Here is a 21,494-nt window from a genome sequence, read left to right on the forward strand (position 1 = left end):
TTGATCATGCCGTGGCGCTTGCCGGCGGGACCGGCCTTCACCCGACCGGAGGCCGTGAAGCTGAAGCGCTTCTTCGCCGCCGACTTGGTCTTCATCTTGGGCATTTCCATCTCCGTGGTTGCAGGCACGACTCGGCATGCCACTTTGGCCGGCCGTGCGGGTAACGAAGCCGTCCCTATAGGGGCAGCATCGGGAAGGTGCAAGTGGGGAGTGTCACTCGAACAGGCGGGCGACCACGCCGATCATGACCCCGGGCACCTGGTTGAAGTCGTAGCCCCCGGGCTTGATCACCAGCGCGGCGATGATCAGGCCAATGGCGGCGGCGACCATGATCGCACCAATGCGCGGGGCGCGGCTTTCCGCCCAGGCGGCCAAGAGCGAGGGGACCGACAGAACCAGAAGCACGATTCCGAGCGTCAGCAGCAGATCCGTATCGGTGTCCATGAACCCTCGCGCGCGATGATCCGCAACGAGAGTTTACTCGGGGTCAACCCGCGAGATCAACCGTTCGTCGCAGGGCGCGACACGAAGGATGTTCGTTGTGCCCTTGACGTTGAACGGCACGCCCGCGGTGACGACGATCTGGTCTTCCTCGGTCGCGAACCCGTCGGAACGGGCGGCGCCCACGGCGGCAAGCACCGCGCCCTTGAAGCGTTCCTGCGGCGGGGTGATCACGCAATGCGCGCCCCAGGTCAGCGCCATCCGGCGGGCGGTGGACATGAGCGGCGTCAGCGCGATGATCGGCACATGCGGGCGTTCCCGGGCGACGAGGGCTGCCGTGTTGCCGGTCTGGCTGAAGCAGCAGATCGCCTTGATGTTGGTGGCTTCCGCAATTTCGCGCGCTGCCGCCACGATGCCATCGGCCACCGATTCGCGACGGACGACGCGGCTGGCCTCGATCACCGAGCGGTAGGTCGGGTCCTTCTCGACGCTCATCGCCACGGCGTTCATCGTCGAGACGGCCTCGACCGGGTATTTCCCGGCGGCGGATTCGGCCGACAGCATGACGGCGTCGGCGCCTTCGTAGATCGCGGTCGCCACGTCGGACACCTCGGCGCGGGTGGGCACCGGCGATTCGATCATCGATTCCAGCATCTGGGTGGCGACGATCACCGGCTTGGCCTGGGCGCGGGCGCCCCGCACCAGCCGCTTCTGGATCGGCGGGACCGAGGTCACGGGCAGTTCGACGCCAAGGTCGCCGCGCGCAACCATGATCCCGTCCGACACTTGCAGGATGGCATCGTAGGCTTTCACGGCGGCGGGCTTCTCGATCTTCGACAGGATCGCGGCGCGGCCCTTGGCAAGGCTGCGGGCCTCGATCACGTCTTCGGGGCGCTGCACGAAGGACAGAGCCAGCCAGTCGACGCCAAGCTCGCAGGCGAACTCCAGGTCGCCGCGGTCCTTCTCGGACAGCGCGGCAACCGGCAGGACCACGTCGGGGACGTTCACGCCCTTGCGGTTGGAGATCGTGCCGCCGACTTCGACGGTGCAATCGGCAAAATCCTTGCCGCAGGCGCCCACACGCAGGCGGATCTTGCCGTCGTTGACCAGAAGCGAGGTCCCGGCTTCCAGCGCCGCGAAGATTTCCGGGTGCGGCAGGTTCACGCGTTTCGCGTCTCCGGGGGCGGTGGAGAGGTCCATGCGGAAGGCCGCGCCTTCGACCAGTTCCTCGGACCCGTTGGCGAAGACGCCCACGCGCAGTTTCGGGCCCTGCAGGTCGGCGAGGATGCCGATCGGGCGGCCGAGGTCCTTTTCGACCTGGCGGATGATCTCGTGCCGCTTGCGGATGTCCTCATGGACACCGTGGCTCATGTTCAGGCGGAACACGTCGGCCCCGGCTTCGAACAGGGCGCGGATCATCTCGTAGGTCGAGGATGCCGGGCCAAGCGTGGCCACAATCTTCACGTTGCGGTGACGGCGCATCGCCATCCTCCTGCTTCAAATTTCGGTTCATGTGGGCCGAGGGCCTTATGGCGCAATCCGCTGCGTCCCGCAACGGGCGGATTTGGCGGGCAGGCGCAGTTCCGGTGGCGAAGTCTGGCATCGGGCCGCAAAGGCCCGTAAACCGGGCAAACGAGCGGGAAAGGGTTGGCAATTTGGCGGTCAGGATCGAGGGCGAGGAGCGCAGGGGACGCTGGCTTGTGACCTGCGACCATGCGTCGAACCATGTGCCGGACTGGGTGGGTGGCGGTGATCTGGGCATTCCGGCGGAAGACATGGCGCGGCACATCGCCTGGGATGTGGGCGCGGCGGGGGTGGCTTCGGAGCTTGGGAAGCTGCTGGACTGCCCGGTGATCCTGTCCGACTTCTCGCGGCTGGTGATCGACCCGAACCGCGGCGAGGATGACCCGACCCTGGTGATGAAGCTTTATGACGGGACGATCATCCCGGCGAACCGGCATGCCGGGGCAGAGGAGGTGGAGCGACGGCTGGATCGTTTGTATCGCCCCTATCACGCGGCCTATGCCCGCCTCGCGGCACTGCGGCCCGACCGGGTGATCGTGGCGATGCATTCCTTCACCCCCTGCCTGCGGGGCCGGGCCGAGCGGCCCTGGCATGTGGGGGTGCTCTATTCCCATCTGGACGAGCGCTTCTCCAGGCCGCTGATCGCGCGGCTGGCACAGGAGCAGGACCTGTGCATCGGCGACAATGAACCCTATTCGGGGCACCTGCCGGGCGATGCGATCGACCGCCATGCCTTGCGGCTGGGGCGGATGAACACACTTATAGAGGTGCGGAACGACCTGATCGGAACGCCGGAAGCGCAGGCCCACTGGGCCGCGCGGCTGGCGCCGATCCTGACCGAAGTATTGGAGGGCATGTAGATGGACGACCAGACCCGGATCGAGCTGGAGGCGGCGGCCTTCCGCGCGCTGGTGGAACACCTGATGGTCAAGCGGCCCGATGTGCAGAACATCGACCTGATGAATCTGGGGGGCTTCTGCCGCAATTGCCTGTCGCGCTGGTATCAGGAGGCCGCCGCCGAGCGGGGGATCGGGATGACCAAGGACGAGGCGCGCGAGGTGGTCTACGGCATGCCCTACGCCGACTGGGTGGCGAGCCACCAGACCGAGGCGGACGAGGCGAAGAAGGCGGCCTTCGCGAAGGCCTTTGCGGAGAACGTTGGGCCGACGAAATCGTAGGGTGGGTGCCAACCCACCGCTCCATCGTTCTTCGGCGCTGTCGGTGGGTTGGCACCCACCCTACGAAAATGCCACAGGCCGGGCATCCAAGCTGCTAATCGCGCAGGGTTTTTCTGGACCTTGGTCCCGCGACTGGCTATCGTCCGGGAAAACGGGGCGTTACGACCCCGGACTTGAGGCAGTTATGGCGTTTCCTGAGCGGTTTTCGAACCTGCCGGACTATGCGTTTCCGCGTCTGCGGAAGCTTTTGGACCCGCATCCTCCGGGAGGCGACCCCATCGCCATGACCATCGGCGAGCCGCGCCATGCGATGCCGGAGTTCGTGGGGCCGATCCTTGCCGCGAACCTGTCGGGCTTCGGGGTCTATCCGCCGAACGACGGGACGCCGGAACTGCTGGCGGCGATCTCGGGCTGGATTGCCCGGCGCTACAGCGTGGCGGTCCCCGAAGACTGCCTGATGGTCCTGAACGGCACGCGCGAGGGGCTGTTCAACGCCTGCATCGCGCTCTGCCCGGAGGTGAAGGCCGGGAAGACGCCGGTCGTCCTGATGCCGAACCCGTTCTACCAGGTCTATGCGGTGGCCGCGCTGACCGTGGGGGCCGAGCCGGTCTATGTGCCGGCGACGGCGGCCACCGGGTTCCTGCCCGACTATGGCAGCCTGCCTGCCGAGGTGCTGGACCGGGTGGCGCTGGCTTACATCTGCTCGCCCGCCAACCCGCAGGGGGCGGTGGCGTCGAAGGAGTATCTCGCCGACCTGCTGGTTCTGGCCGAGAAGCACGATTTCCGGGTGCTGGCCGACGAATGCTATTCAGAGATCTGGCGCGAGACGCCTCCGCCCGGCCTGTTGCAGGTGGCCGCAGCGCAGGGGGCGGACCCGGAGCGGGCGCTGGTGTTCCATTCGCTGTCCAAGCGGTCGAACCTGCCGGGGCTGCGGTCGGGGTTCGTCGCGGCAGGGTTGGAGTGCATGACCCGCATCCGCAAACTCAGGGCTTTCGCCGGGGCGCCGCTGCCCCTGCCCTTGCAGCGGGTGGCAGAAGCCTGCTGGCAGGACGAGGCGCATGTGACTGCCTCTCGTGCGCTCTACCAGCAGAAGTTCCGCGATGCGGATCGGATTTTCGCCGGGTTGCAGGGCTATCAGGCCCCCGGCGGCGGGTTCTTCCTGTGGCTGCCGGTGGATGACGGAGAACAGGCCGCATTGAAGCTTTGGCGCGAGACGGGGGTGCGGGTGCTGCCCGGCGGCTACCTGTCGCGCGACGTCGGGGGCGACAACCCCGGCAAGGGATATATCCGGGTGGCGCTGGTCGCCCCGCAAGAAGAAACCTACCGCGGGCTGACGTTGCTCCGCGACTGCATCTATGGGTGAGGGACGAATGGCTTCGTATCAGGCACGGCAGCGCGATCCGCTTCTGGATCAGGGCACCCAGGCAATGCTGGAACGCCGGGGGCGCGAGCTTCTGGGGCTGGCGCTGGTGCTGGTGGCGCTGTGCTTCACGCTGATGCTGTGGAGCTATTCGCCCGAGGACCCGGGCTGGATGGTGGCGACCGAGGAACCGGCGCAGAACCTGTTCGGACGGTTCGGGGCGGCGCTGGCGTCCACCCTGATCATCCTGATCGGCAAGGGCGCCTGGACGATCCCGCTGATCTTCCTGGCCTGGGGTGTGCGGTTCATGGCGCATCGCGGCGGGGAACGCGCCGTGGGCCGGGTGGTCTTTGCGGTGATCGCCGTGGCCTTCGCGGCGGTGCATTGCGCGACGCTGGTGCCGGGGGACAGCTGGACGCACACGTTCGGGCTGGGCGGGCTGTTCGGCGATACGGTGACGGGCTCGCTTCTGGGCGTGATCCCCGGCAGCGCGGGCTTCGGGCTGAAGCTCCTGTCCCTTATGACCTTCGCGGGCCTGATCGCGATGATGCTGTTCGTGACCGGCTTCGACATGGAGGAGCTGAAGGCGATCCGGCGCTTCCTGCTTCTGGGCTCGATCATGGGCTACGCCGCCCTGCGGCAAGGTCTGGGCTATAGCGCCCGCGGGGCGTTGAGCGGCGCCGCAGCCTTGCAGGACCGGGCGCGGGCGCGGTCGGCGGCGCGGGGCTATGAGCCGCCGGTCGCAATGGGGCGCGAAACATCGGTCATGCGCCGGGGCGAGCCGCCCGTGACAGGTGCGATGGCGCCCGAGCCGCTGCGCGCCGCGCCGACGCGGGCGATGCCAGCCTCGCTGCGGTCGGAGCCGCGCCATGTGCCGGAGCCGGAGCTGGCCCCTGCCCCGGTAAAGGAGAAGCTGGGTCTTCTGGAGCGCCTGCGCCGCAAGGCCCAGCCGGAACCGGAACTCATCGAGATCGAGCCGACATGGAACCCGTCGATGCCGCAGGATGCCCGGATCAAGGCGCGGATTTCCGATGTGATCCGCAGCCGCGTCCAGCGCTCACCCGATTTCCCCGTGGCTCCGCCGACCCTGCCCGCCGCGCGGATGGAACCGCCGGTGATGCGCCCCAAGGGGCCGGTGGTGCTGATGGCCGACACCCGCCCGCTGCCCCGCATGGCGCCGCCCGTTGCGGCCCCGGCCTGGGAGCCGGAGATCGAGGAAAACGACGCCGTCAACTTCGCGGAAGAGACTGCCTGGGACGATCAGGACGATCTGGCGGATTACCCGCTGGACGAGTTGGAGGACGAACTGCCCCCGGCCCGGCCGATGGCCTACACGCCTGACCGCAAGGCCGTGGTGCAGCACGCGGTGAAAAAGCCCGCTCCCTCGCGGCAGGCGATGGCGGAAAGCCAGCCGACCCTGCGGTTTGAAGAGACCGCGCAGGTCTATGAACTGCCGCCGCTGTCGCTGCTGTCCGCCCCGGTCAAGGTGCAGGGCCACCAGCTTTCCGACGAGGCGCTGGAAGAGAACGCGCGGATGCTGGAATCGGTGCTGGATGACTACGGCGTGAAGGGCGAGATCACCGCGGTTCGTCCCGGCCCCGTCGTGACGATGTACGAGCTGGAACCGGCGCCGGGGCTGAAGGCGAGCCGGGTCATCGGGTTGGCGGATGACATCGCACGGTCTATGTCCGCGCTCTCCGCCCGCGTCTCCACGGTTCCGGGGCGGTCGGTGATCGGAATCGAACTGCCCAACGCGCACCGCGAGAAGGTGGTGCTGCGGGAAATCCTCGCCGCCCGCGACTTTGGCGACAGCCACCTGCGGCTGCCGCTTGCGCTGGGGAAAGACATCGGCGGTGAGCCGGTCGTGGCGAACCTGGCGAAGATGCCGCACCTGCTGATCGCGGGGACCACGGGGTCGGGGAAATCGGTCGCGATCAACACGATGATCCTGTCGCTCCTCTACAAGCTGACGCCGGACGAATGCCGGTTGATCATGATCGACCCGAAGATGCTGGAACTGTCGGTCTATGACGGCATCCCGCACCTGCTGTCGCCCGTCGTGACCGACCCGAAGAAGGCGGTCGTTGCCCTGAAATGGGTCGTGGGCGAGATGGAGGAGCGCTACCGCAAGATGTCCAAGATGGGCGTGCGGAACATCGAGGGCTACAACGGCCGGGTGCGCGAGGCCTTGTCGAAGAACGAGATGTTCCGGCGCACGATCCAGACCGGGTTCGACGAGGAAACCGGCGACCCCGTCTTCGAGACCGAGGAATTCGCGCCGCAGCCCTTCCCCTACATCGTCGTCATCGTCGACGAGATGGCCGATCTGATGATGGTGGCGGGCAAGGAGATCGAGGCCTGCATCCAGCGGCTTGCCCAGATGGCGCGGGCGTCCGGCATCCACCTGATCATGGCGACGCAGCGGCCTTCGGTCGACGTGATCACCGGCACGATCAAGGCGAACTTCCCGACCCGGATTTCCTTCCAGGTCACGTCGAAGATCGACTCGCGGACCATCCTGGGCGAACAGGGGGCCGAGCAGCTCCTTGGCGCCGGGGACATGCTCTACATGGGCAACGGGGCGAAGATCACCCGTATCCACGGGCCGTTTGTTTCGGACGAGGAAGTGGAAGAGATCGTCAATCACCTGAAGTCGTTCGGGCCGCCGGTCTACATGTCGGGCGTGGTCGAGGGGCCGGAGGAAGACGCGGCCTCGGACATCGACATGGTGCTGGGGCTCGGCTCGGGCGAGGCGTCGGACGATGCGCTGTACGATCAGGCGGTGGCGATCGTGGCGCGGGACCGGAAGTGCTCGACCTCCTACATCCAGCGGAAGCTTGGGATTGGCTACAACAAGGCCGCCCGGCTGGTGGAGCAGATGGAGGACGAAGGCGTCGTCACCCGCGCCAACCATGTCGGCAAGCGCGAAATCCTGGTCGAAGAGCGCTGATTCCGATGATTGTTACCAGGAGGGCCCCGGCGGCATGCGCGTCGGGGCTCTTAACGATTTGGGCATTTCGAACACAATGGCGCCTCATTCGCGCCAAGATCGCGACACAACCTAAAGTTGTATCAAGGGTCGCAGTTTCTCCCAAGAATCGTCGAATTGCTGGTGCGGGGGTGGCGACTTCTTCTGGGGATGGGGGCTCCTTGGAACATCATGGCATTTGACACGTCAGACGCGCTGGACCGCACCGACTACAGCGACGAGCTCCTGCCCGGCACGACACTGTTTCACGGCCAATACCGGATCACGCGCTTCATCAACAGCGGCGGGTTCGGCATCACCTATCTGGCAAAGGACAGCCTTGATCGTGACGTGGTGATCAAGGAATGCTTCTCCAGCACCTTCTGCCGCCGGACCCAGACGCGGGTCCGGGCGCGGTCGCTGGGCACGCGCGACCACATGTCGAAGATCGTGAAATGCTTCCTGAACGAGGCCCGCAGCCTGGCCACGCTGAAGCATCCGAACATTGTCGGCGTGCATCAGGTGTTCGAGGAAAACGACACCGCCTACATGGCACTGGACTACATCCGCGGCCATGACCTGCAGGAGATCATCGACGAAAAGAAGGCCGTGCTGACCCCCGACCAGATCACCGGCATCGCGGCCCGGCTGGTGTCGGCGATCGGCTACATCCATGGCAACGGGATCCTGCATTGCGACATCTCGCCCGACAACATCTTCATCAACCAGGATGGCGAGCCGATCCTGATCGACTTCGGCGCAGCGCGGCGCAGCGCGACGGGCGAGGCGCAGAAGTATTCGGGGCTGAGCGTCGTCAAGGACGGGTACTCGCCGCATGAGCTTTATACGGCAGGCGGCAACAGCGGGCCCTGGAGCGATGTCTATTCCCTGGCCGCCTCGCTGTATCATGTGATCACGGGCAAGGCGCCCGAGAACTGCCAGACCCGCCTGGGGGCCATGGCCGAGAAGCGGCCCGATCCGGTGAAACCGCTGGCATCCGGGATCAGTGGCTATCCGCACGGGTTCCTGGAAAGCATCGACCGCGCCATGTCCGTGGTGGCGCTGTCGCGCTATCAATCCGCGGCCGAGTGGCTTCAGGCCTTGCCGAAGCCGTCCCCGCGTGACGAGCGCAAGGTGGTCCTGCTGCGTCGGGTCCTGCCGCCAGCGCCGCAACCGGTGACACCGGCCCCGGTCCGTCCGCGCCGCCCCACGACGCGGATCGCCGAGCCCGACATTTCAAGCCTGCGGCGCATCAGCGGGTTCATGGGCGGCTGGCTGGTCGACAGCGAAACGGGCGACGTCATGGCGCGCGAGGGTGCTCGAAACGATCCCGAGCATGATGCCACGCGGGCAACGGCGGTGGACATGGCGCGGGCGAACCTGCGGGCGCTTGGTTCGTCGCATCCGGATGAGCGGGTCGACGACATCCTGATCACGCTGGGCCGCCGCATGCACCTGATCCGCCCGCTGGAGGCATCGCCGACGCTGTGCCTTTGCGTTGTGCTGGACAAGGAAAGCTCGAACCCCTTGCTGGCCCGGATGCAGTTGCGCCGGGTGGCGCAGGCACTGAGGTTCTGATCGCTCGCCCCGGCAGGCACCAGACGAAGGTCAGGCCTCCAGCCGACCGCGTCGGGAGGCTTGATCGACAGTCTCGATAAACGATGCGAGCGCAACGCTTCCGACGATCGCGAAGAGGCCAAGCTCGAACCAGGTGATCCGCAGCGACTGGCCCAGGACGATGACAAGCGGATGCGCAAGGTAGACCCAGATCGACAGTCGACCGAACGTGTCGGACAGGGCCGTTGCCGGAATACGCCAGGACAAGCAAGCAAGAGCCAGCGCCGTTCCGGCCAGGATCGCGAAGTTGTCCTGCGACTGGCGTCCGAAATGCAGGATCAACCAACTGCTCAGAAGCGTGATCACGGCAAGCCGCCAGCCCCAGGAAAGATAGGCGATCCCCACAAGGACGGGAATCAGGCCGAAGCTCCATTCCCCGAAGGGCATGGTGGCCGGAGTTCCGTTGACGACCAGCAGCACCGCCGTCAGGCATGCCGTGCCCAGCGAGGCGAGCGGATGCCGGAACCAGGGAGAAAGGACCACCGCGAGGAAGGCGAAGGGAAACATCCACAGGTGAATCCAGGTTCCGGACAGAAGCATGTTCCATTCCCACCAGACGAAAGGCGGGTCGTTGCTCTTGAAGGCAAGCGCCATCCTCAACAGGCCGAAGATCAGTGACCAGGTCACGAAAGGCAGAAGCAGTCGTCGGGCGAGCCCCCCGACGCTGGACGAGGTCGGAACCGACAAGAGGACCAGAAAGAAAGGCAGGGCGCAGTATGCGACATCGCTCCCGGGGGCCTGGCTCAGCGACCAGACGACGCCCAGTGCGGCCACGAAGCGGCCATAGTCGATCAATCCATTGCGCGCTGCCTTTTCCACCGCTTTCCCGGATACGCCGCAAGTTTCAACCGACAGTCTGCACCCGGATGGCCTGCAAATCCAGTGGCTAGTCAGATCACGGTGCAGTGGCCGGAACAGCGCCCCGTGCAGCGCCACGTCGACAGGGCGGCCAACGCCAAAGCGGCAGTCACCACCCCCTTGCCCCGTACTGCAAACCCCGTCCGGCCTGCCGCCCGCCGCGATCAGGCCGGAACGGCAACGCCCTGTTGCAGGTCGCGGCCCTTGCGGCCTTCGCGCAGGTAGCGGGCGTAGCCGAGGTCCCGCGTTTCGATCCCGGCGCGACGGCCCGAGACGATATCGGCCAGAACCCGCCCCGAACCTGCGGCCATCGTCCATCCCAGGGTGCCGTGCCCGGTGTTGAGGAACAGGTTTGCGATCGGCGAGCGACCGACGATCGGGGTTCCGTCCGGCGTCATCGGTCGCAGCCCGCACCAGAATGTCGCCTTCGACTGGTTCCCTGCCCCGCCGAACAGGTCTTCGACCGAATGGGTCAGCGTCGCCTGCCGCTTCGCGTTCAGGCTCATGTCGAAGCCGGCGATCTCCGCCATTCCGCCGACGCGGATGCGGTCGCCCAGCCGGGTGATCGCGATCTTGTGCGTCTCGTCCATCACCGTCGACACCGGGGCTCGGGCCGCATCCACGATGGGAACGGTGATCGAGTAGCCCTTGACCGGGTAGACCGGCAGCTTGATCCCGAACTCCCGCACCAGCATCGGCGAATGCGACCCGAGCGCCAGGACGAAGGCATCCGCCGTCACGCGGCCTTCCGAGGTGTGGACGGCGATGATGCGGCCGGCCCCCTGCTCGAGCCGGTCGATCCCGACGCCGTAGCGGAAGGTCACGCCCAATGCCGCGGCCATCTGCGCCAGGCTTTGGGTGAACTTGAAGCAATCGCCGGTTTCGTCGCCCGGCAACCGCAGGCCACCCGCGATCTTCGAGCGCGAAGGCGCAAGGCCCGGTTCGGCTGCGACGCAGGCATCGGCGTCCAGCATCTCGAAGGCAACCCCGTCGGCCTTCAGGACCGCGATGTCCTTTTCAGCCGCCGCAACCTGCTTTTCGGTGCGGAACAGTTGCAGCGTGCCCTGGGTGCGTTCGTCGTAGGAAATGCCGGTCTCGGCCCGCAGGTCCATCAGGCAGTCGCGGCTGTATTCCGCCAGGCGAACCATGCGCGACTTGTTGACCTTGTAGGCCTCGGCCGTGCAGTTCATCAGCATCCGCGCCATCCAGGACAGTTTCGTCCAGTCGGGCTTCGGCTGGATGACCAGGGGCGCGTGCTCCATGAACATCCATTTCAGCGCCTTCAACGGAATGCCGGGCGCGGCCCAGGGCGAGGCATAGCCGGGGCTGATCTCGCCCGCATTGGCGAAAGAGGTTTCCAGCGCAGCGGCAGGCTGACGGTCGATCACCGTGACCTCATGGCCGGCCCTGGCCAGATACCAGGCGGAAGTTACCCCGATCACGCCCGCGCCAAGCACAACGACCTTCATCTGCCCCATCCCGATCCAGTGGTGTTCAAGCGGCGAAGATACTGTCGTGCGCTCAGGATTTCTTCGTAAAGATCGGTATCAGTATAACTATTCTTGGGTGATTCTTGCGTATAATTGTCAAGGCTTCGAATAATCTTTCCATGTATCCGGAAGAAGCCGCAGAAAACCTCGTCACATCCGCTCACATCATCGGCAGGTCCCTGCAACGCGCGCCGCTTGGGGGTGCATCCGGTTGGTGCCACCGCTATATTGACGGCATGAACCGTCGCCTTGCCCTTCTGGCCCCGCTCGCCTTCCTGCTGCCGTTTCCTGCGGCGGCCGAGAAGCTGTCGCTTGCCACCCTGTCGAAATACCTGAACGGCCTGACCACGGTCGAGGCCGACTTCACCCAGGTGAACTCGGACGGGACGATCTCCACCGGGAAGATCTACATCAAGCGGCCGGGCCGCATCCGGTTCGAGTACGGGCCACCGGACCGCAGCCTGGTGATCGCCGGGGCGCAGACCGTGGCGATCTTCGACTCCAAGTCGAACCAGCCGCCGGAACAATATCCCCTCAAACGCACGCCACTGAACCTGATCCTCGCCCAGAACATCGACCTGGGCCGCGCCAAGATGGTCGTGGGTCATACCGAAGACGGCACCTCGACCCGCGTTCGCGCGCAGGACCCCGAGCATCCGGAATATGGCACCATCGAAATGGTGTTCACCGCCGATCCGGTGGAATTGCGGCAATGGGTGATCACCGACGATCTCGGGGCGCAGACCACGGTGATCCTGGGCGAGATGGCCAAGGGTGGCAGCATGAGCGGACGGCTGTTCGACATCAGCGCCGAGACAGCGGCGCGCGGCGGCTGACAGGCTACCGACAAGCTACCGGCAATAGGCGAGCTGGTCGCGGTACATCTCGGACCTCGCGCCCACCGCGGCGGCGACCTCGACCAGCCAGGGCTTGCCCAGGTAGGACTGCGCGGCATAGCCGGTGCGGCCCTCGTGATAGGCCAGATACTGCGCCTCGGCATCCTGCTTGGAAATGCCCAGCGAGCGGCTGGATTCGTCCATGTACCAGCCCATGAAATCGGTGGCATCGCCGATGTCGTCGCGCTTGGCGCGGCGGCTGCCTGCGCTGGCCTGGTATTCCTCCCAGGTTGCGTTCAGCGCCTGGCTGTAGCCATAGGCAGTGCTTTGGCGCCCCATCGGGATCACGCCCAGCGCGAAGGTGTGCGGCGTGCGCGCATTCCCGACGAATTTCGATTCCTGGTAGATCGTCGCCATCTGGACATGCACCGGAATGCCCCAGCGCCGTTCGGTCGCCACCATCGCCCGCATGTATTGCGGCCGTTCGCGCATGATCGCGCATGCGTCGTCGATCTGCCTCGGCGCCGAGTAGTTGCCCCCGCCCCCGCAGGACGCAAGACATAGAACCACCAGCGACGCACGGAGAAACCTGCTCATCTGCCCCTCGTGCACTTTTCTTTTGCCGACAGATTAGCTTATTCGCTCCGGGGATGAAATGGGGATCACCTGACCCCGCCATCAGAAACCCGCGAGCGGGATGACTGTCGGGCCTTGGCCCACAGACTGTTTCCCTGACGGCGGCGTGGCGAAGTGGACAGATTCGTTGCAAAAGCGTAAAGAAAATACGGGGGAATACATGATGCTGACGACGCAGGCCAAGTATCATATCGGGCAGGTGCTCCGCCATCGGAAGCATCCGTTCCGCGGTGTGGTCTTCGACGTCGACGCGATGTTTTCCAATACCGAGGAATGGTACGACAACATCCCCGAAGACAGCCGCCCCTCAAAGGACCAGCCCTTCTACCATCTCCTCGCCGAGAATGGCCAAAGCTACTATGTGGCCTATGTGTCCGAGCAGAACCTGGTGCCGGATGAAACCGGCGAACCTGTCGACCATCCCGATCTTGGCGATCTCTTCGGCGATTTCGAGGACGGCCGCTATCCGGTGACGTTCCAGCTCAACTGACGCTTACCGGTTGTTCACCCTTTGCCCCTAGCCTGCGGGAAACGCAAGCAAAGGGGTGCAACATGCAACTGCAGACTCAGACCAGGCCCAAGGTGATTTCGGTGCAGGTCCTGGAAGACCGGATCGACGCCGCGACCGCGATCCAGTTCAAGGAAAAGATGCGGGATGCCACGAAGGATGGCCCGGCCCGCGTGGTGCTCGATCTCGCCCGCGTGCAGTTTCTCGATTCTTCTGGCCTCGGCGCCATCGTCGCGGTGAAGAAGCTGCTTGGTCCGGACCGCGCGCTGGAACTGTCCAGCCTGACGCCCACCGTCGAAAAGGTGTTCCGGCTGACGCGGATGGACAGCATCTTCACCATCCATCCCTCGCTGGAGGTGGCCGTCAAGCATGCCGCAACCGCCTGACCCGGATGCCCGTCCAGCGCACCTGCACCTGTCCTTCGCGGCCAGCCCGGTCGCTGTCCGGGACAACCTTGTCCGCATGCTGGCGGTGCCGCCGCTCTCCGGCCTGTCCGCCGAGGCGCGCGGCGACGCCGAACTCGTTCTGGCGGAAGTGCTGAACAACGTGGCAGAGCACGCCTATCCTGACCGGGTCGGGCCAGTCTCGGTCATGCTCTGCCGCGTCAAAGATGGCGTTGTCTGCCGGGTGGTCGACCAGGGCGCGGCGATGCCGGGCCACCGCCTGCCGGAAGGCGAATTGACTGCCGGACCGTCTCTCGCGCTCGATGATCTGCCCGAAGGCGGGTTCGGCTGGCACCTGATCCGCAGCCTGACCCGCGATCTGGTCTATGTCCGCGATGTCGGGGAAAACCGGCTCAGCTTCCGTCTTCCGGATGCGGAACACTGTCTAGACTTGTAGCAGATCGCCGCGGTCACGCCATCGGGATGACCGTCGCGTATCATCTGGGCGGCGAAGGTTGCCCGGTCGGCACGAGCGCTGCTCCCTGACGTCCGGACCTTACCTCCGCACTGCGGGTGTCAGGGACCTTCCCCCCTTGGCTTCCCGTCGGCCACGGCCTAGCTTCGACTCGTAAGTTATCCGGGGGAACGATGCGCGACCTTCACCTTCCCGGCCGCTCGGCGGTCTACGCACGGAACGGCATCTGTGCCACCTCGCATCCGATCGCGGCCGAGGTCGCGGTCGAGGTGCTGAAGTCCGGCGGCAACGCGGCCGATGCCGCCATTGCCGGGGCGCTCGTCCTTGGCATCGCCGAACCCCAGATGACCGGCATCGGCGGCGACTGCTTTGTCCTGGTCAAGCCGGCGGGGTCGGAAGACGTCATCGCGCTGAACGGCTCGGGGCGGGCGCCGCAGGGCCTGAACGCCGCCGAGCTGCGCGCGCGCGGCCTGACTGCGATCCCGATCCAGGGGATCGAGGCCGTCACCCTGCCCGGCGCCATTGATGCCTTCTGCCGCCTGAACGCCGACTATGGAGTGAAGGCGCTGGCCGAGGTCCTGGCCCCCGCCATCCGATACGCCGAGGAAGGCATCCCCGTCGCCCCCCGCGTCGCCTTCGACTGGGCCGACGACCTGCCTTGCCTGAAAGGGGCCGCGCGGGAGTTCTACAGCTTCGGCGGCAAGGCGCCTGCCGTGGGCCAGGTCTTCCGCGCGCCCGGCCAGGCCGAGGTCTTCCGCCGTATCGCGAAAGAGGGTCGCGCCGGGTTCTACGAGGGCGAGGTGGCCGAGGACATGATCGCCTCGCTGCAAGCGCTCGGGGGCAGCCATACCCGCGACGACCTGGCCCGGACCACCTGCGACTATACCCGCCCCGTCGGCGGCGACTATCAGGGGACCGAGCTTCTGGAACACCCGCCAAATGGCCAGGGTGCGACGGCGATCCTGATGCTCAACATCCTCAAGCACTTCGACCTTGCGGCGATGAACCCGTTCGGCAGCGAACGCGCCCATATCGAGGCCGAGGCCGCGAAGCTCGCCTATGACGCGCGCAACCGCTTCATCGCCGACCCCGCCTTCACCACTCGGCTCGACCACATGCTTGCGCCCGAGACGGCAGCGAAACTTGCCGCGCTGATCGACCCGAAGCGCGCCATGCCTGCCGCCGCCCCCCTGACCGAGGCGGTGCATCGCGACACGATCTACATCACCGTCGTCGACCGCGACCGGATGGCGGTGTCGCTGATCTATTCGGTGTTCTGGGGCTTCGGCTCCGGCCTTGCCTCCTCGAAGTTCGGCATCAACTTCCAGAACCGCGGCGCGGGCTTCACGCTTGCCGAAGGCCATCCGAACGAGGCGGCGGGCGGCAAGCGCCCGATGCACACGATCATCCCCGGAATGCTGCGGCAGAACGGCCGCGTCACCATGCCGTTCGGGGTGATGGGCGGGGCCTACCAGCCCTGCGGTCATGCCCGCTTTGTCACCAACCTCACCGACTACGGGATGGACCTGCAAGAGGCCATCGACGCCCCGCGCTGCTTCCCGGGCCCCGAGGGGATGGAGGTCGAGCGTGGCTACAGCGACCGCGTCCGCGCCGAACTGGCCGCGATGGGCCACAAGGTCGTCATCCCGGCGACGCCGCTTGGTGGCGCGCAGGCGATCCGCATCGATGGCGAGGTTCTGGTCGGAGGTTCGGATCCCAGGAAGGACGGCTGCGCCCTTGGCTACTGACACCGCGCCACAGGTCGACCGCGCCGCGATCACGCAGGCCATCCGCGCCCTCACCCATGGCGAGACCGACAGCGTCGCGCTGATGGCCACTATCGCCTGCGAAATCCACCACGCCCACGCCTTCTGCGACTGGACCGGCTTCTACCGCGTCACCGCACCGGAGCTGCTGAAGATCGGCCCCTACCAGGGCGGCCACGGCTGCCTTGTGATCCCGTTCTCGCGCGGGGTCTGCGGCGCTGCGGCCCGCACCGGCCAGGTCCAGAACGTGCCCGACGTGGACGCCTTCCCCGGCCACATCGCCTGCGCCTCCTCAACGAAATCCGAACTGGTGCTGCCGGTCTGGAACGGCCAGGGACATCTGCTCGGCGTTCTTGACCTTGACAGCGACACGCCCGCGGCTTTCACCAAGGCCGACGAAGACTGGCTCGTCCCCCTTCTTGCCGAAGTCTTCCGGGACGCAACCTGAACCGCGCAAGGACAGACGATGACCACGATCACCCTTCTCGACGGCGGCATGGGCCAGGAACTGATCGCCCGCGCCGGGTCCGACCCCGGCCCGCTCTGGGCGACGCGGGTGATGATCGACCATCCAGGCCTCGTCCGCGCCATCCATGAGGATTACTTCGCCGCCGGGGCCAGTCTTGCCACGACCAACACCTACAACATCCTGCATGACCGGCTGGCGCCGCAGGGCCTCGACGCGCTTTACCACGCCTTGCACCTGCGCGCTCTGGCCGAGGCGCACGAAGCCCGGGCCAGCGCGGGACGCGGGCTGATTGCGGGCTCGATGGGCCCCCTGGGCGAAAGCTACCGCCCCGACCTGACCCCGCCGGTCGAGGTCTCGGCCGCGCTCTACGCCGAAAAGGCGCGCATCCTTGCCCCGCATGTCGACCTGATCCTGATCGAGACGATCTCCTCGCTCGACCTCGCGCGCGGGGCGCTGAAAGGGGCGCGAAGCACCGACCGTCCGGTCTGGCTGTCGGTTTCCGTCCAGGATCGCGACGGCACGAAACTGCGCTCGGGCGAGCCGGTGGCGGCCCTAGCCGGGGTGCTGGCGGAAACCCCCGCCGATGCCGTCCTTGCCAACTGCTCGATGCCCGAGGCGATGTCCGCCGCCCTTGCTGCACTGAAACCGCTTGGCCTGCCCTTTGGCGCCTATGCCAACGGTTTCTCCGAGATCGAGCCGCACACGCATGGCACCTCGGCCCCGGCCTACTGCGCGCGCCATGACCTGACGCCCGAACGCTACGCCGACTTCGCGCTTGGTTGGGTCGCTCAGGGCGCCACGTTGATCGGCGGCTGCTGCGAGGTTGGTCCTGCCCACATCCGCCACCTGCACCAGCGATTGCGCGCGGCAGGGCACGAGATTGCATAAGCCCTCGCTGATCCCGGATTTCGCCTACGACCCTCCGGACGTGCCGCTGCAAATCCTGCATGAGGATGCCGCGATCATCGTCGTCGACAAGCCCGCGGGCCTGCTGACCGTGCCCGGAAAGCTGGAGAATCGGCAGGATTGCCTGGTCAGCCGCTTGCAGGCGGCCCGCTGGGACGCGCTGACCGTCCACCGGCTGGACTGCGACACGTCCGGAGTGATCATCTTCGCCCGCACCAAACAGGCGCAAGGCTTCCTCGGGCAGGAGTTCGAGCAACGCCGGGCGCAGAAGACCTACATCGCCCGTGTCCAGGGGGTGATCGACGCTGACAGCGGCACGATCGACCTGCCGCTCGGCAGTGACTGGGACTATCGCCCGCGCCAGAAGGTCGATCCGGTCCACGGCCGCCCCGCCGTGACCGACTGGCAGGTGATCGACCGAAGCGACACCGAAACCCGCGTCCGCCTGACCCCGCACACCGGACGCAGCCACCAGCTTCGCGTCCACATGCTGGCGCTTGGCCACCCGATACTCGGCGACCAGATCTATGCGGCCGACACCACCCGCAACCATGGCCGCCTGATGCTGCATGCCGAGACCCTGTCGCTGCACCATCCCGTCAGCCTGGAGCGTGTCAGCTTCACGGCTTTGGCACCATTCTGAATTCCAGTAATCAAGTCGCAACTTCCATGCTTAACTCTGCCCGTAGAGAAACCGGGGGCTGGAATGCTGTCGACCATCTTCAACCTGCGCTATGCGCTGATCACCTGGCCCGCGATCCTGGTCGTGGTCGCCGCCTTGCTGATGGCCGCCTTTCCGGCGCAGGACTGGTGGCTGGTGCCCGCGGCGGCGCTCTGCCTTGCCTCGGTGCTGATCGGCCTGCATGACCTGCGCCAGACCCGCCACGCGGTCCTGCGCAACTACCCGGTCGCGGCGCACCTGCGGTTCTTCCTGGAATCGATCCGGCCGGAGATGCGGCAATACTTCTTCGAGGGCGACAAGGACGGCACCCCGTTTCCCCGTGACAAGCGGGCCATCGTCTACCAGCGCGCCAAGCGCGAGCTGGACAAGCGCCCCTTCGGCACCCAGTTCGACGTCTATCAGGAACAGTACGAATGGCTGCACCATTCCATCGCACCGAAACAGGCCCTGCCGCATGAGGCGCTGCGCACCACCATCGGGGCAAGTTGCGCCCTGCCCTATTCCGCCAGCCTCCTGAACATCTCGGCGATGAGCTACGGCTCGCTTTCCGGGAACGCGATCCGCGCCTTGAACAAGGGGGCGAAGCTTGGTGGCTTCTTCCATGACACCGGCGAAGGCGGCGTCTCGCCCTATCACCTCGAGAACGGCGGCGATCTGGTATGGGAGCTGGGGTCGGGCTATTTCTGCGCCCGCGCCGATGATGGCAGCTTCGACCCGGCGAAGTTCGCCGATGTCGCGACCAACCCGCAGATCCGGATGGTGGAGCTGAAACTGTCGCAGGGGGCAAAGCCCGGACATGGGGGCGTCTTGCCGGCGGCCAAGATCACCGAAGAGATTTCGCGCATCCGGGGCGTGCCGATGGGGGTCGACTGCGTCTCTCCGGCCAGCCACTCGGTGTTTTCCACACCCATCGGACTGCTGGAATTCGTCGCCAGGATGCGAGAGATGTCGGGCGGCAAGCCCGCCGGGTTCAAGCTCTGCATCGGCCATCCGTGGGAGTTCATGGCGATCTGCAAGGCGATGCTGGCGACGGGGATCACCCCGGATTTCATCGTCGTGGACGGGAAAGAGGGCGGCACGGGTGCTGCCCCGCTGGAGTTCATGGACTATGTCGGCATGCCGCTGCGTGACGGGCTGTCCTTCGTCCACAATGCGCTGGTCGGCATCGGCGTGCGCGACAAGGTGAGGATCGGGGCCTCGGGCAAGATCACCTCGGCCTTCGACATGGCGCGGGTGCTGGCGCTCGGCGCAGACTGGTGCAACGCGGCGCGCGGTTTCATGTTCGCGGTCGGCTGCATCCAGGCCCAGTCCTGCCACACCGGCGCCTGTCCGACGGGGGTCGCCACGCAGGACCCGCTGCGCCAGCGTGCCATCGTTGTCCCGGACAAGGCCGAACGCGTGGCGAGCTTCCACCGCAACACGCTGCATGCGCTGGCCGAGCTGGTCGCCGCCGCAGGCCTGTCGCATCCCTCGGACCTGCGCCCGCACCATTTCCTGCGCCGGGCGTCGTCGGACAAGGTGATCTCGCTGGCCGAACAGTATGAGCAGCTGGCGTCGGGCCAGCTTGCCGCTGACCCGAACTCCTCGCCCCGCTTCGCCGAGGCCTGGGCACATTCCACCGCCGACAGCTTCGCCCGCGCGGGCTGAGCGCAACAATGCCGCCCTTGCGCGGCGGATGCAGGATGCGCCCGCCCGCGGCGCATGTCGCAAAAAGATCGTTCCGCTTCGCAGACGCTACTGTGATTCCTCCCTTTGCCGCGCCTGATGCCGATACCCGTATCGCCAGGAGGCAGGCCATGAACGACGTCATCAGAACCGCCCGTGCCGGGGGCCGCGGGGCCCGCCGCGCCCTGCGTTCGGCACCCGATTTCGACATGTGGCCAAGCCTCAAGCGCGGCATCCCGGAATGCGAGGTGATGGACCCCGCGCGCGTCGAGCAGATCGACGATGCCTCGATGTCGATCCTGGAAGAGGTCGGCGTCATCTTCCGCGACGAGATCGCGCTCGCCGACTGGAAGCGGGCCGGTGCAAAGGTGGTGGGCGAGCGGGTCTATCTGGACCGCGGGCTGGTGCGGGACCTGATTTCCACCATCCCCTCGGGCTGGACCTACCGGGCGCGCAACCCGGAACGGTCGCTCCCCTTCGGTGGCAAGCAGTCGATCTTCGTGCCGATGACCGGCGCGCCCTTCATCCGCGATCTGGAGGACGTTCGCCGCTGGCCGACGATCGGCGACCTGAACACCTTCCACAAGCTCGCCCACATGTCGCCCGCGCTGCATTCCACCGCGCATCACATCGTCGAGCCGATGGACCTGAAGGTCAGCCACCGGCACCTGCACATCACCTATTCCTCGATGAAGCATTCCGACAAGACCTTCATGGGCATGACGACCTCCGGCAAGAACGCCGAGGACGTGATGGCGATGTGCGAGATCCTGTTCGGGGCCGATGTGATGGAGGAAACCCCCGTCACCACCGGCAACTGCAACGGCAACTCGCCGCTGGTCTGGGACGAGACCATGCTGTCGGCCATGCGCGCCTTCGTGAAGCGCAAACAGCCGGTCCTCTGCTCCCCCTTCGTCCTTGGCGGCGCGAACACGCCCGCTTCGGTCGCCCCCGCCGTCGCACAGCTGAACGCCGAGGCGCTGTCGGCGCTGGCCTATACGCAGGTGATCCGCAAGGGGGCGCCCGCGATCTACGGGCACTACCTGTCCACCGTCAGCATGAAATCCGGCGCGCCGATGGCGGGGACGCCGGAGATCAGCCTGATGAACTTCATGATCGGCCAGATGGCCCGCTACTACAACGTGCCGTGGCGGACCTCGAACCTCCTTGGCGGGGCCAAGACTTTCGACGCGCAGGCGGGCTATGAAAGCGCGATGACGATGAACGCGGTGCTGCACGCCGGGGCGAACTACATCTGGCATTCGGCGGGGTGGAACGAGGCCGGGATGCACTGCTCCATCGCCAAGTTCGTGGTCGATGCCGAGATGTGCCAGATGGGCTACCGCATGGCCGAAGGCCCGCGCTGGGACGACTTTGACGAAGCCATGCAGGCAGTGCGCGACGTGGGGCCGGGAGGGCATTACCTCGGCCACCCGCACACGCTGGAAAACTTCGAACGCGCCTTCTTCATGCCGAAGCTGTTCGACAACAACTCGATCGAGCAATGGCAGGCCGAAGGGTCGGTGGAGATCACCCAGCGCGCGCTGGCCCGGGCAAAACAGCTTCTGGCGGACTACGAGGAGCCGAAGCTGGACGAAGGCATCGACGAGGCGCTGCTCGACTACATCGCCCGTCGTGAGCGCGAGATTCCGGCGGTGGACGAGTTGAACACCGAACACTGATCCCTGTGACTGGCCGCCCCCCGGGTACGAATTGGCGGGGCGGTCACTTT

At 66.2% G+C, this 21,494-nt stretch carries 21 protein-coding genes; 15 read left to right on the top strand and 6 right to left on the bottom strand.

Annotated elements, in window-relative coordinates; all coding sequences use genetic code 11:
- The 3 genes from JNL31_RS01880 to pyk form a co-directional block, all read right to left on the bottom strand.
- On the bottom strand, nt 1–104 hold a 104-nt coding region (locus tag JNL31_RS01880; protein ID WP_294969203.1), incomplete at its 3' end, for a 50S ribosomal protein L35.
- A gap of 109 nt (nt 105–213) precedes the next feature.
- A complete protein-coding gene (locus tag JNL31_RS01885) occupies nt 214–444 on the bottom strand; it encodes a hypothetical protein (protein ID WP_294969149.1) in 231 nt (76 codons plus the stop codon).
- A 33-nt stretch (nt 445–477) separates the two neighbouring features.
- Entirely contained in the window at nt 478–1,923 is a 1,446-nt protein-coding gene (gene pyk / locus JNL31_RS01890; protein ID WP_294969151.1) for a pyruvate kinase, read from the bottom strand.
- Nucleotides 1,924–2,096: 173 nt separating this feature from the next.
- Between pyk and JNL31_RS01895 the strand changes: the two genes are divergently transcribed.
- The 5 genes from JNL31_RS01895 (at nt 2,097) to JNL31_RS01915 (ending at nt 9,049) form a co-directional block, all read left to right on the top strand.
- Nucleotides 2,097–2,825 carry an N-formylglutamate amidohydrolase gene (locus JNL31_RS01895; RefSeq protein WP_294969154.1) on the top strand — a complete coding sequence of 243 codons (729 nt, stop codon included), beginning with the start codon at nt 2,097–2,099 and terminating at the stop codon, nt 2,823–2,825.
- Nucleotides 2,826–3,143, top strand: coding sequence for a DUF1244 domain-containing protein (locus tag JNL31_RS01900; RefSeq protein ID WP_294969157.1), 318 nt, complete (start codon nt 2,826–2,828; stop codon nt 3,141–3,143).
- Nucleotides 3,144–3,327: 184 nt separating this feature from the next.
- Complete coding sequence (locus JNL31_RS01905) at nt 3,328–4,506, top strand: aminotransferase class I/II-fold pyridoxal phosphate-dependent enzyme (protein WP_294969160.1); 1,179 nt, start codon at nt 3,328–3,330, stop codon at nt 4,504–4,506.
- 7 nt (nt 4,507–4,513) lie between these two features.
- Nucleotides 4,514–7,453: a DNA translocase FtsK 4TM domain-containing protein gene (locus JNL31_RS01910; protein ID WP_294969163.1), complete on the top strand. Its 2,940-nt coding sequence runs from the start codon at nt 4,514–4,516 to the stop codon at nt 7,451–7,453.
- Between the two features lie 210 nt (nt 7,454–7,663).
- Complete coding sequence (locus tag JNL31_RS01915; RefSeq protein WP_294969165.1) at nt 7,664–9,049, top strand: serine/threonine-protein kinase; 1,386 nt, start codon at nt 7,664–7,666, stop codon at nt 9,047–9,049.
- Between the two features lie 30 nt (nt 9,050–9,079).
- Here JNL31_RS01915 and JNL31_RS01920 read toward each other — a convergent pair whose 3' ends face one another.
- Together JNL31_RS01920 and JNL31_RS01925 are read right to left on the bottom strand one after the other, a co-directional pair.
- Nucleotides 9,080–9,907, bottom strand: a complete 828-nt coding sequence (locus JNL31_RS01920; RefSeq protein ID WP_294969167.1) for a hypothetical protein — start codon at nt 9,905–9,907, stop codon at nt 9,080–9,082.
- 203 nt (nt 9,908–10,110) lie between these two features.
- On the bottom strand, nt 10,111–11,415 hold the full coding sequence (locus tag JNL31_RS01925; protein WP_366928908.1) for a D-amino acid dehydrogenase: 1,305 nt from the start codon (nt 11,413–11,415) through the stop codon (nt 10,111–10,113).
- 257 nt (nt 11,416–11,672) lie between these two features.
- Between JNL31_RS01925 and JNL31_RS01930 the strand changes: the two genes are divergently transcribed.
- On the top strand, nt 11,673–12,272 hold the full coding sequence (locus JNL31_RS01930) for an outer membrane lipoprotein carrier protein LolA (protein ID WP_294969170.1): 600 nt from the start codon (nt 11,673–11,675) through the stop codon (nt 12,270–12,272).
- A gap of 15 nt (nt 12,273–12,287) precedes the next feature.
- Here JNL31_RS01930 and JNL31_RS01935 read toward each other — a convergent pair whose 3' ends face one another.
- The gene (locus tag JNL31_RS01935; protein WP_294969173.1) at nt 12,288–12,869 is read right to left on the bottom strand and encodes a lytic transglycosylase; all 582 of its coding nucleotides are present in this window, start codon (nt 12,867–12,869) and stop codon (nt 12,288–12,290) included.
- 202 nt (nt 12,870–13,071) lie between these two features.
- On the opposite strand from JNL31_RS01935, the gene hspQ reads away from it, so the two are divergent.
- From hspQ to JNL31_RS01980, 9 genes are all read left to right on the top strand, one after another.
- Nucleotides 13,072–13,398, top strand: coding sequence for a heat shock protein HspQ (hspQ, locus tag JNL31_RS01940; protein WP_294969177.1), 327 nt, complete (start codon nt 13,072–13,074; stop codon nt 13,396–13,398).
- Between the two features lie 62 nt (nt 13,399–13,460).
- Nucleotides 13,461–13,802 (top strand): STAS domain-containing protein, encoded by a 342-nt coding sequence (locus JNL31_RS01945; protein ID WP_294969179.1) that lies wholly within the window; start codon nt 13,461–13,463, stop codon nt 13,800–13,802.
- Nucleotides 13,786–14,256 carry an ATP-binding protein gene (locus JNL31_RS01950; protein ID WP_294969182.1) on the top strand — a complete coding sequence of 157 codons (471 nt, stop codon included), beginning with the start codon at nt 13,786–13,788 and terminating at the stop codon, nt 14,254–14,256. Before JNL31_RS01945 ends, JNL31_RS01950 begins: the two co-directional genes overlap by 17 nt.
- A 191-nt stretch (nt 14,257–14,447) precedes the next feature.
- Nucleotides 14,448–16,022 (top strand): gamma-glutamyltransferase family protein, encoded by a 1,575-nt coding sequence (locus JNL31_RS01955; RefSeq protein WP_294969185.1) that lies wholly within the window; start codon nt 14,448–14,450, stop codon nt 16,020–16,022.
- 82 nt (nt 16,023–16,104) lie between these two features.
- Nucleotides 16,105–16,488, top strand: a complete 384-nt coding sequence (locus tag JNL31_RS01960; protein WP_366928909.1) for a GAF domain-containing protein — start codon at nt 16,105–16,107, stop codon at nt 16,486–16,488.
- Nucleotides 16,489–16,506: 18 nt separating this feature from the next.
- The gene (locus JNL31_RS01965) at nt 16,507–17,397 is read left to right on the top strand and encodes a homocysteine S-methyltransferase family protein (protein WP_294969191.1); all 891 of its coding nucleotides are present in this window, start codon (nt 16,507–16,509) and stop codon (nt 17,395–17,397) included.
- The gene (locus JNL31_RS01970) at nt 17,390–18,058 is read left to right on the top strand and encodes an RluA family pseudouridine synthase (RefSeq protein WP_294969194.1); all 669 of its coding nucleotides are present in this window, start codon (nt 17,390–17,392) and stop codon (nt 18,056–18,058) included. Before JNL31_RS01965 ends, JNL31_RS01970 begins: the two co-directional genes overlap by 8 nt.
- 63 nt (nt 18,059–18,121) lie before the next feature.
- On the top strand, nt 18,122–19,744 hold the full coding sequence (locus JNL31_RS01975) for an FMN-binding glutamate synthase family protein (RefSeq protein ID WP_294969197.1): 1,623 nt from the start codon (nt 18,122–18,124) through the stop codon (nt 19,742–19,744).
- Nucleotides 19,745–19,893: 149 nt separating this feature from the next.
- On the top strand, nt 19,894–21,444 hold the full coding sequence (locus JNL31_RS01980) for a trimethylamine methyltransferase family protein (RefSeq protein WP_294969200.1): 1,551 nt from the start codon (nt 19,894–19,896) through the stop codon (nt 21,442–21,444).
- Nucleotides 21,445–21,494 lie beyond the last annotated feature (50 nt).

This window comes from Tabrizicola sp. (genome assembly GCF_016792905.1).
Taxonomy (GTDB): domain Bacteria; phylum Pseudomonadota; class Alphaproteobacteria; order Rhodobacterales; family Rhodobacteraceae; genus Tabrizicola.

Bases quoted from the DNA above. Each gene is read 5' to 3' on its own strand.
- JNL31_RS01885 (WP_294969149.1), bottom strand. From the start codon at position 444: ATGGACACCGATACGGATCTGCTGCTGACGCTCGGAATCGTGCTTCTG.
- pyk (WP_294969151.1), bottom strand. From the start codon at position 1,923: ATGCGCCGTCACCGCAACGTGAAGATTGTGGCCACGCTTGGCCCGGCA.
- JNL31_RS01900 (WP_294969157.1), top strand. From the start codon at position 2,826: ATGGACGACCAGACCCGGATCGAGCTGGAGGCGGCGGCCTTCCGCGCG.
- JNL31_RS01905 (WP_294969160.1), top strand. From the start codon at position 3,328: ATGGCGTTTCCTGAGCGGTTTTCGAACCTGCCGGACTATGCGTTTCCG.
- JNL31_RS01910 (WP_294969163.1), top strand. From the start codon at position 4,514: ATGGCTTCGTATCAGGCACGGCAGCGCGATCCGCTTCTGGATCAGGGC.
- JNL31_RS01915 (WP_294969165.1), top strand. From the start codon at position 7,664: ATGGCATTTGACACGTCAGACGCGCTGGACCGCACCGACTACAGCGAC.
- JNL31_RS01925 (WP_366928908.1), bottom strand. From the start codon at position 11,415: ATGAAGGTCGTTGTGCTTGGCGCGGGCGTGATCGGGGTAACTTCCGCC.
- JNL31_RS01930 (WP_294969170.1), top strand. From the start codon at position 11,673: ATGAACCGTCGCCTTGCCCTTCTGGCCCCGCTCGCCTTCCTGCTGCCG.
- JNL31_RS01935 (WP_294969173.1), bottom strand. From the start codon at position 12,869: ATGAGCAGGTTTCTCCGTGCGTCGCTGGTGGTTCTATGTCTTGCGTCC.
- hspQ (WP_294969177.1), top strand. From the start codon at position 13,072: ATGCTGACGACGCAGGCCAAGTATCATATCGGGCAGGTGCTCCGCCAT.
- JNL31_RS01945 (WP_294969179.1), top strand. From the start codon at position 13,461: ATGCAACTGCAGACTCAGACCAGGCCCAAGGTGATTTCGGTGCAGGTC.
- JNL31_RS01950 (WP_294969182.1), top strand. From the start codon at position 13,786: ATGCCGCAACCGCCTGACCCGGATGCCCGTCCAGCGCACCTGCACCTG.
- JNL31_RS01955 (WP_294969185.1), top strand. From the start codon at position 14,448: ATGCGCGACCTTCACCTTCCCGGCCGCTCGGCGGTCTACGCACGGAAC.
- JNL31_RS01960 (WP_366928909.1), top strand. From the start codon at position 16,105: ATGGCCACTATCGCCTGCGAAATCCACCACGCCCACGCCTTCTGCGAC.
- JNL31_RS01965 (WP_294969191.1), top strand. From the start codon at position 16,507: ATGACCACGATCACCCTTCTCGACGGCGGCATGGGCCAGGAACTGATC.
- JNL31_RS01975 (WP_294969197.1), top strand. From the start codon at position 18,122: ATGCTGTCGACCATCTTCAACCTGCGCTATGCGCTGATCACCTGGCCC.
- JNL31_RS01980 (WP_294969200.1), top strand. From the start codon at position 19,894: ATGAACGACGTCATCAGAACCGCCCGTGCCGGGGGCCGCGGGGCCCGC.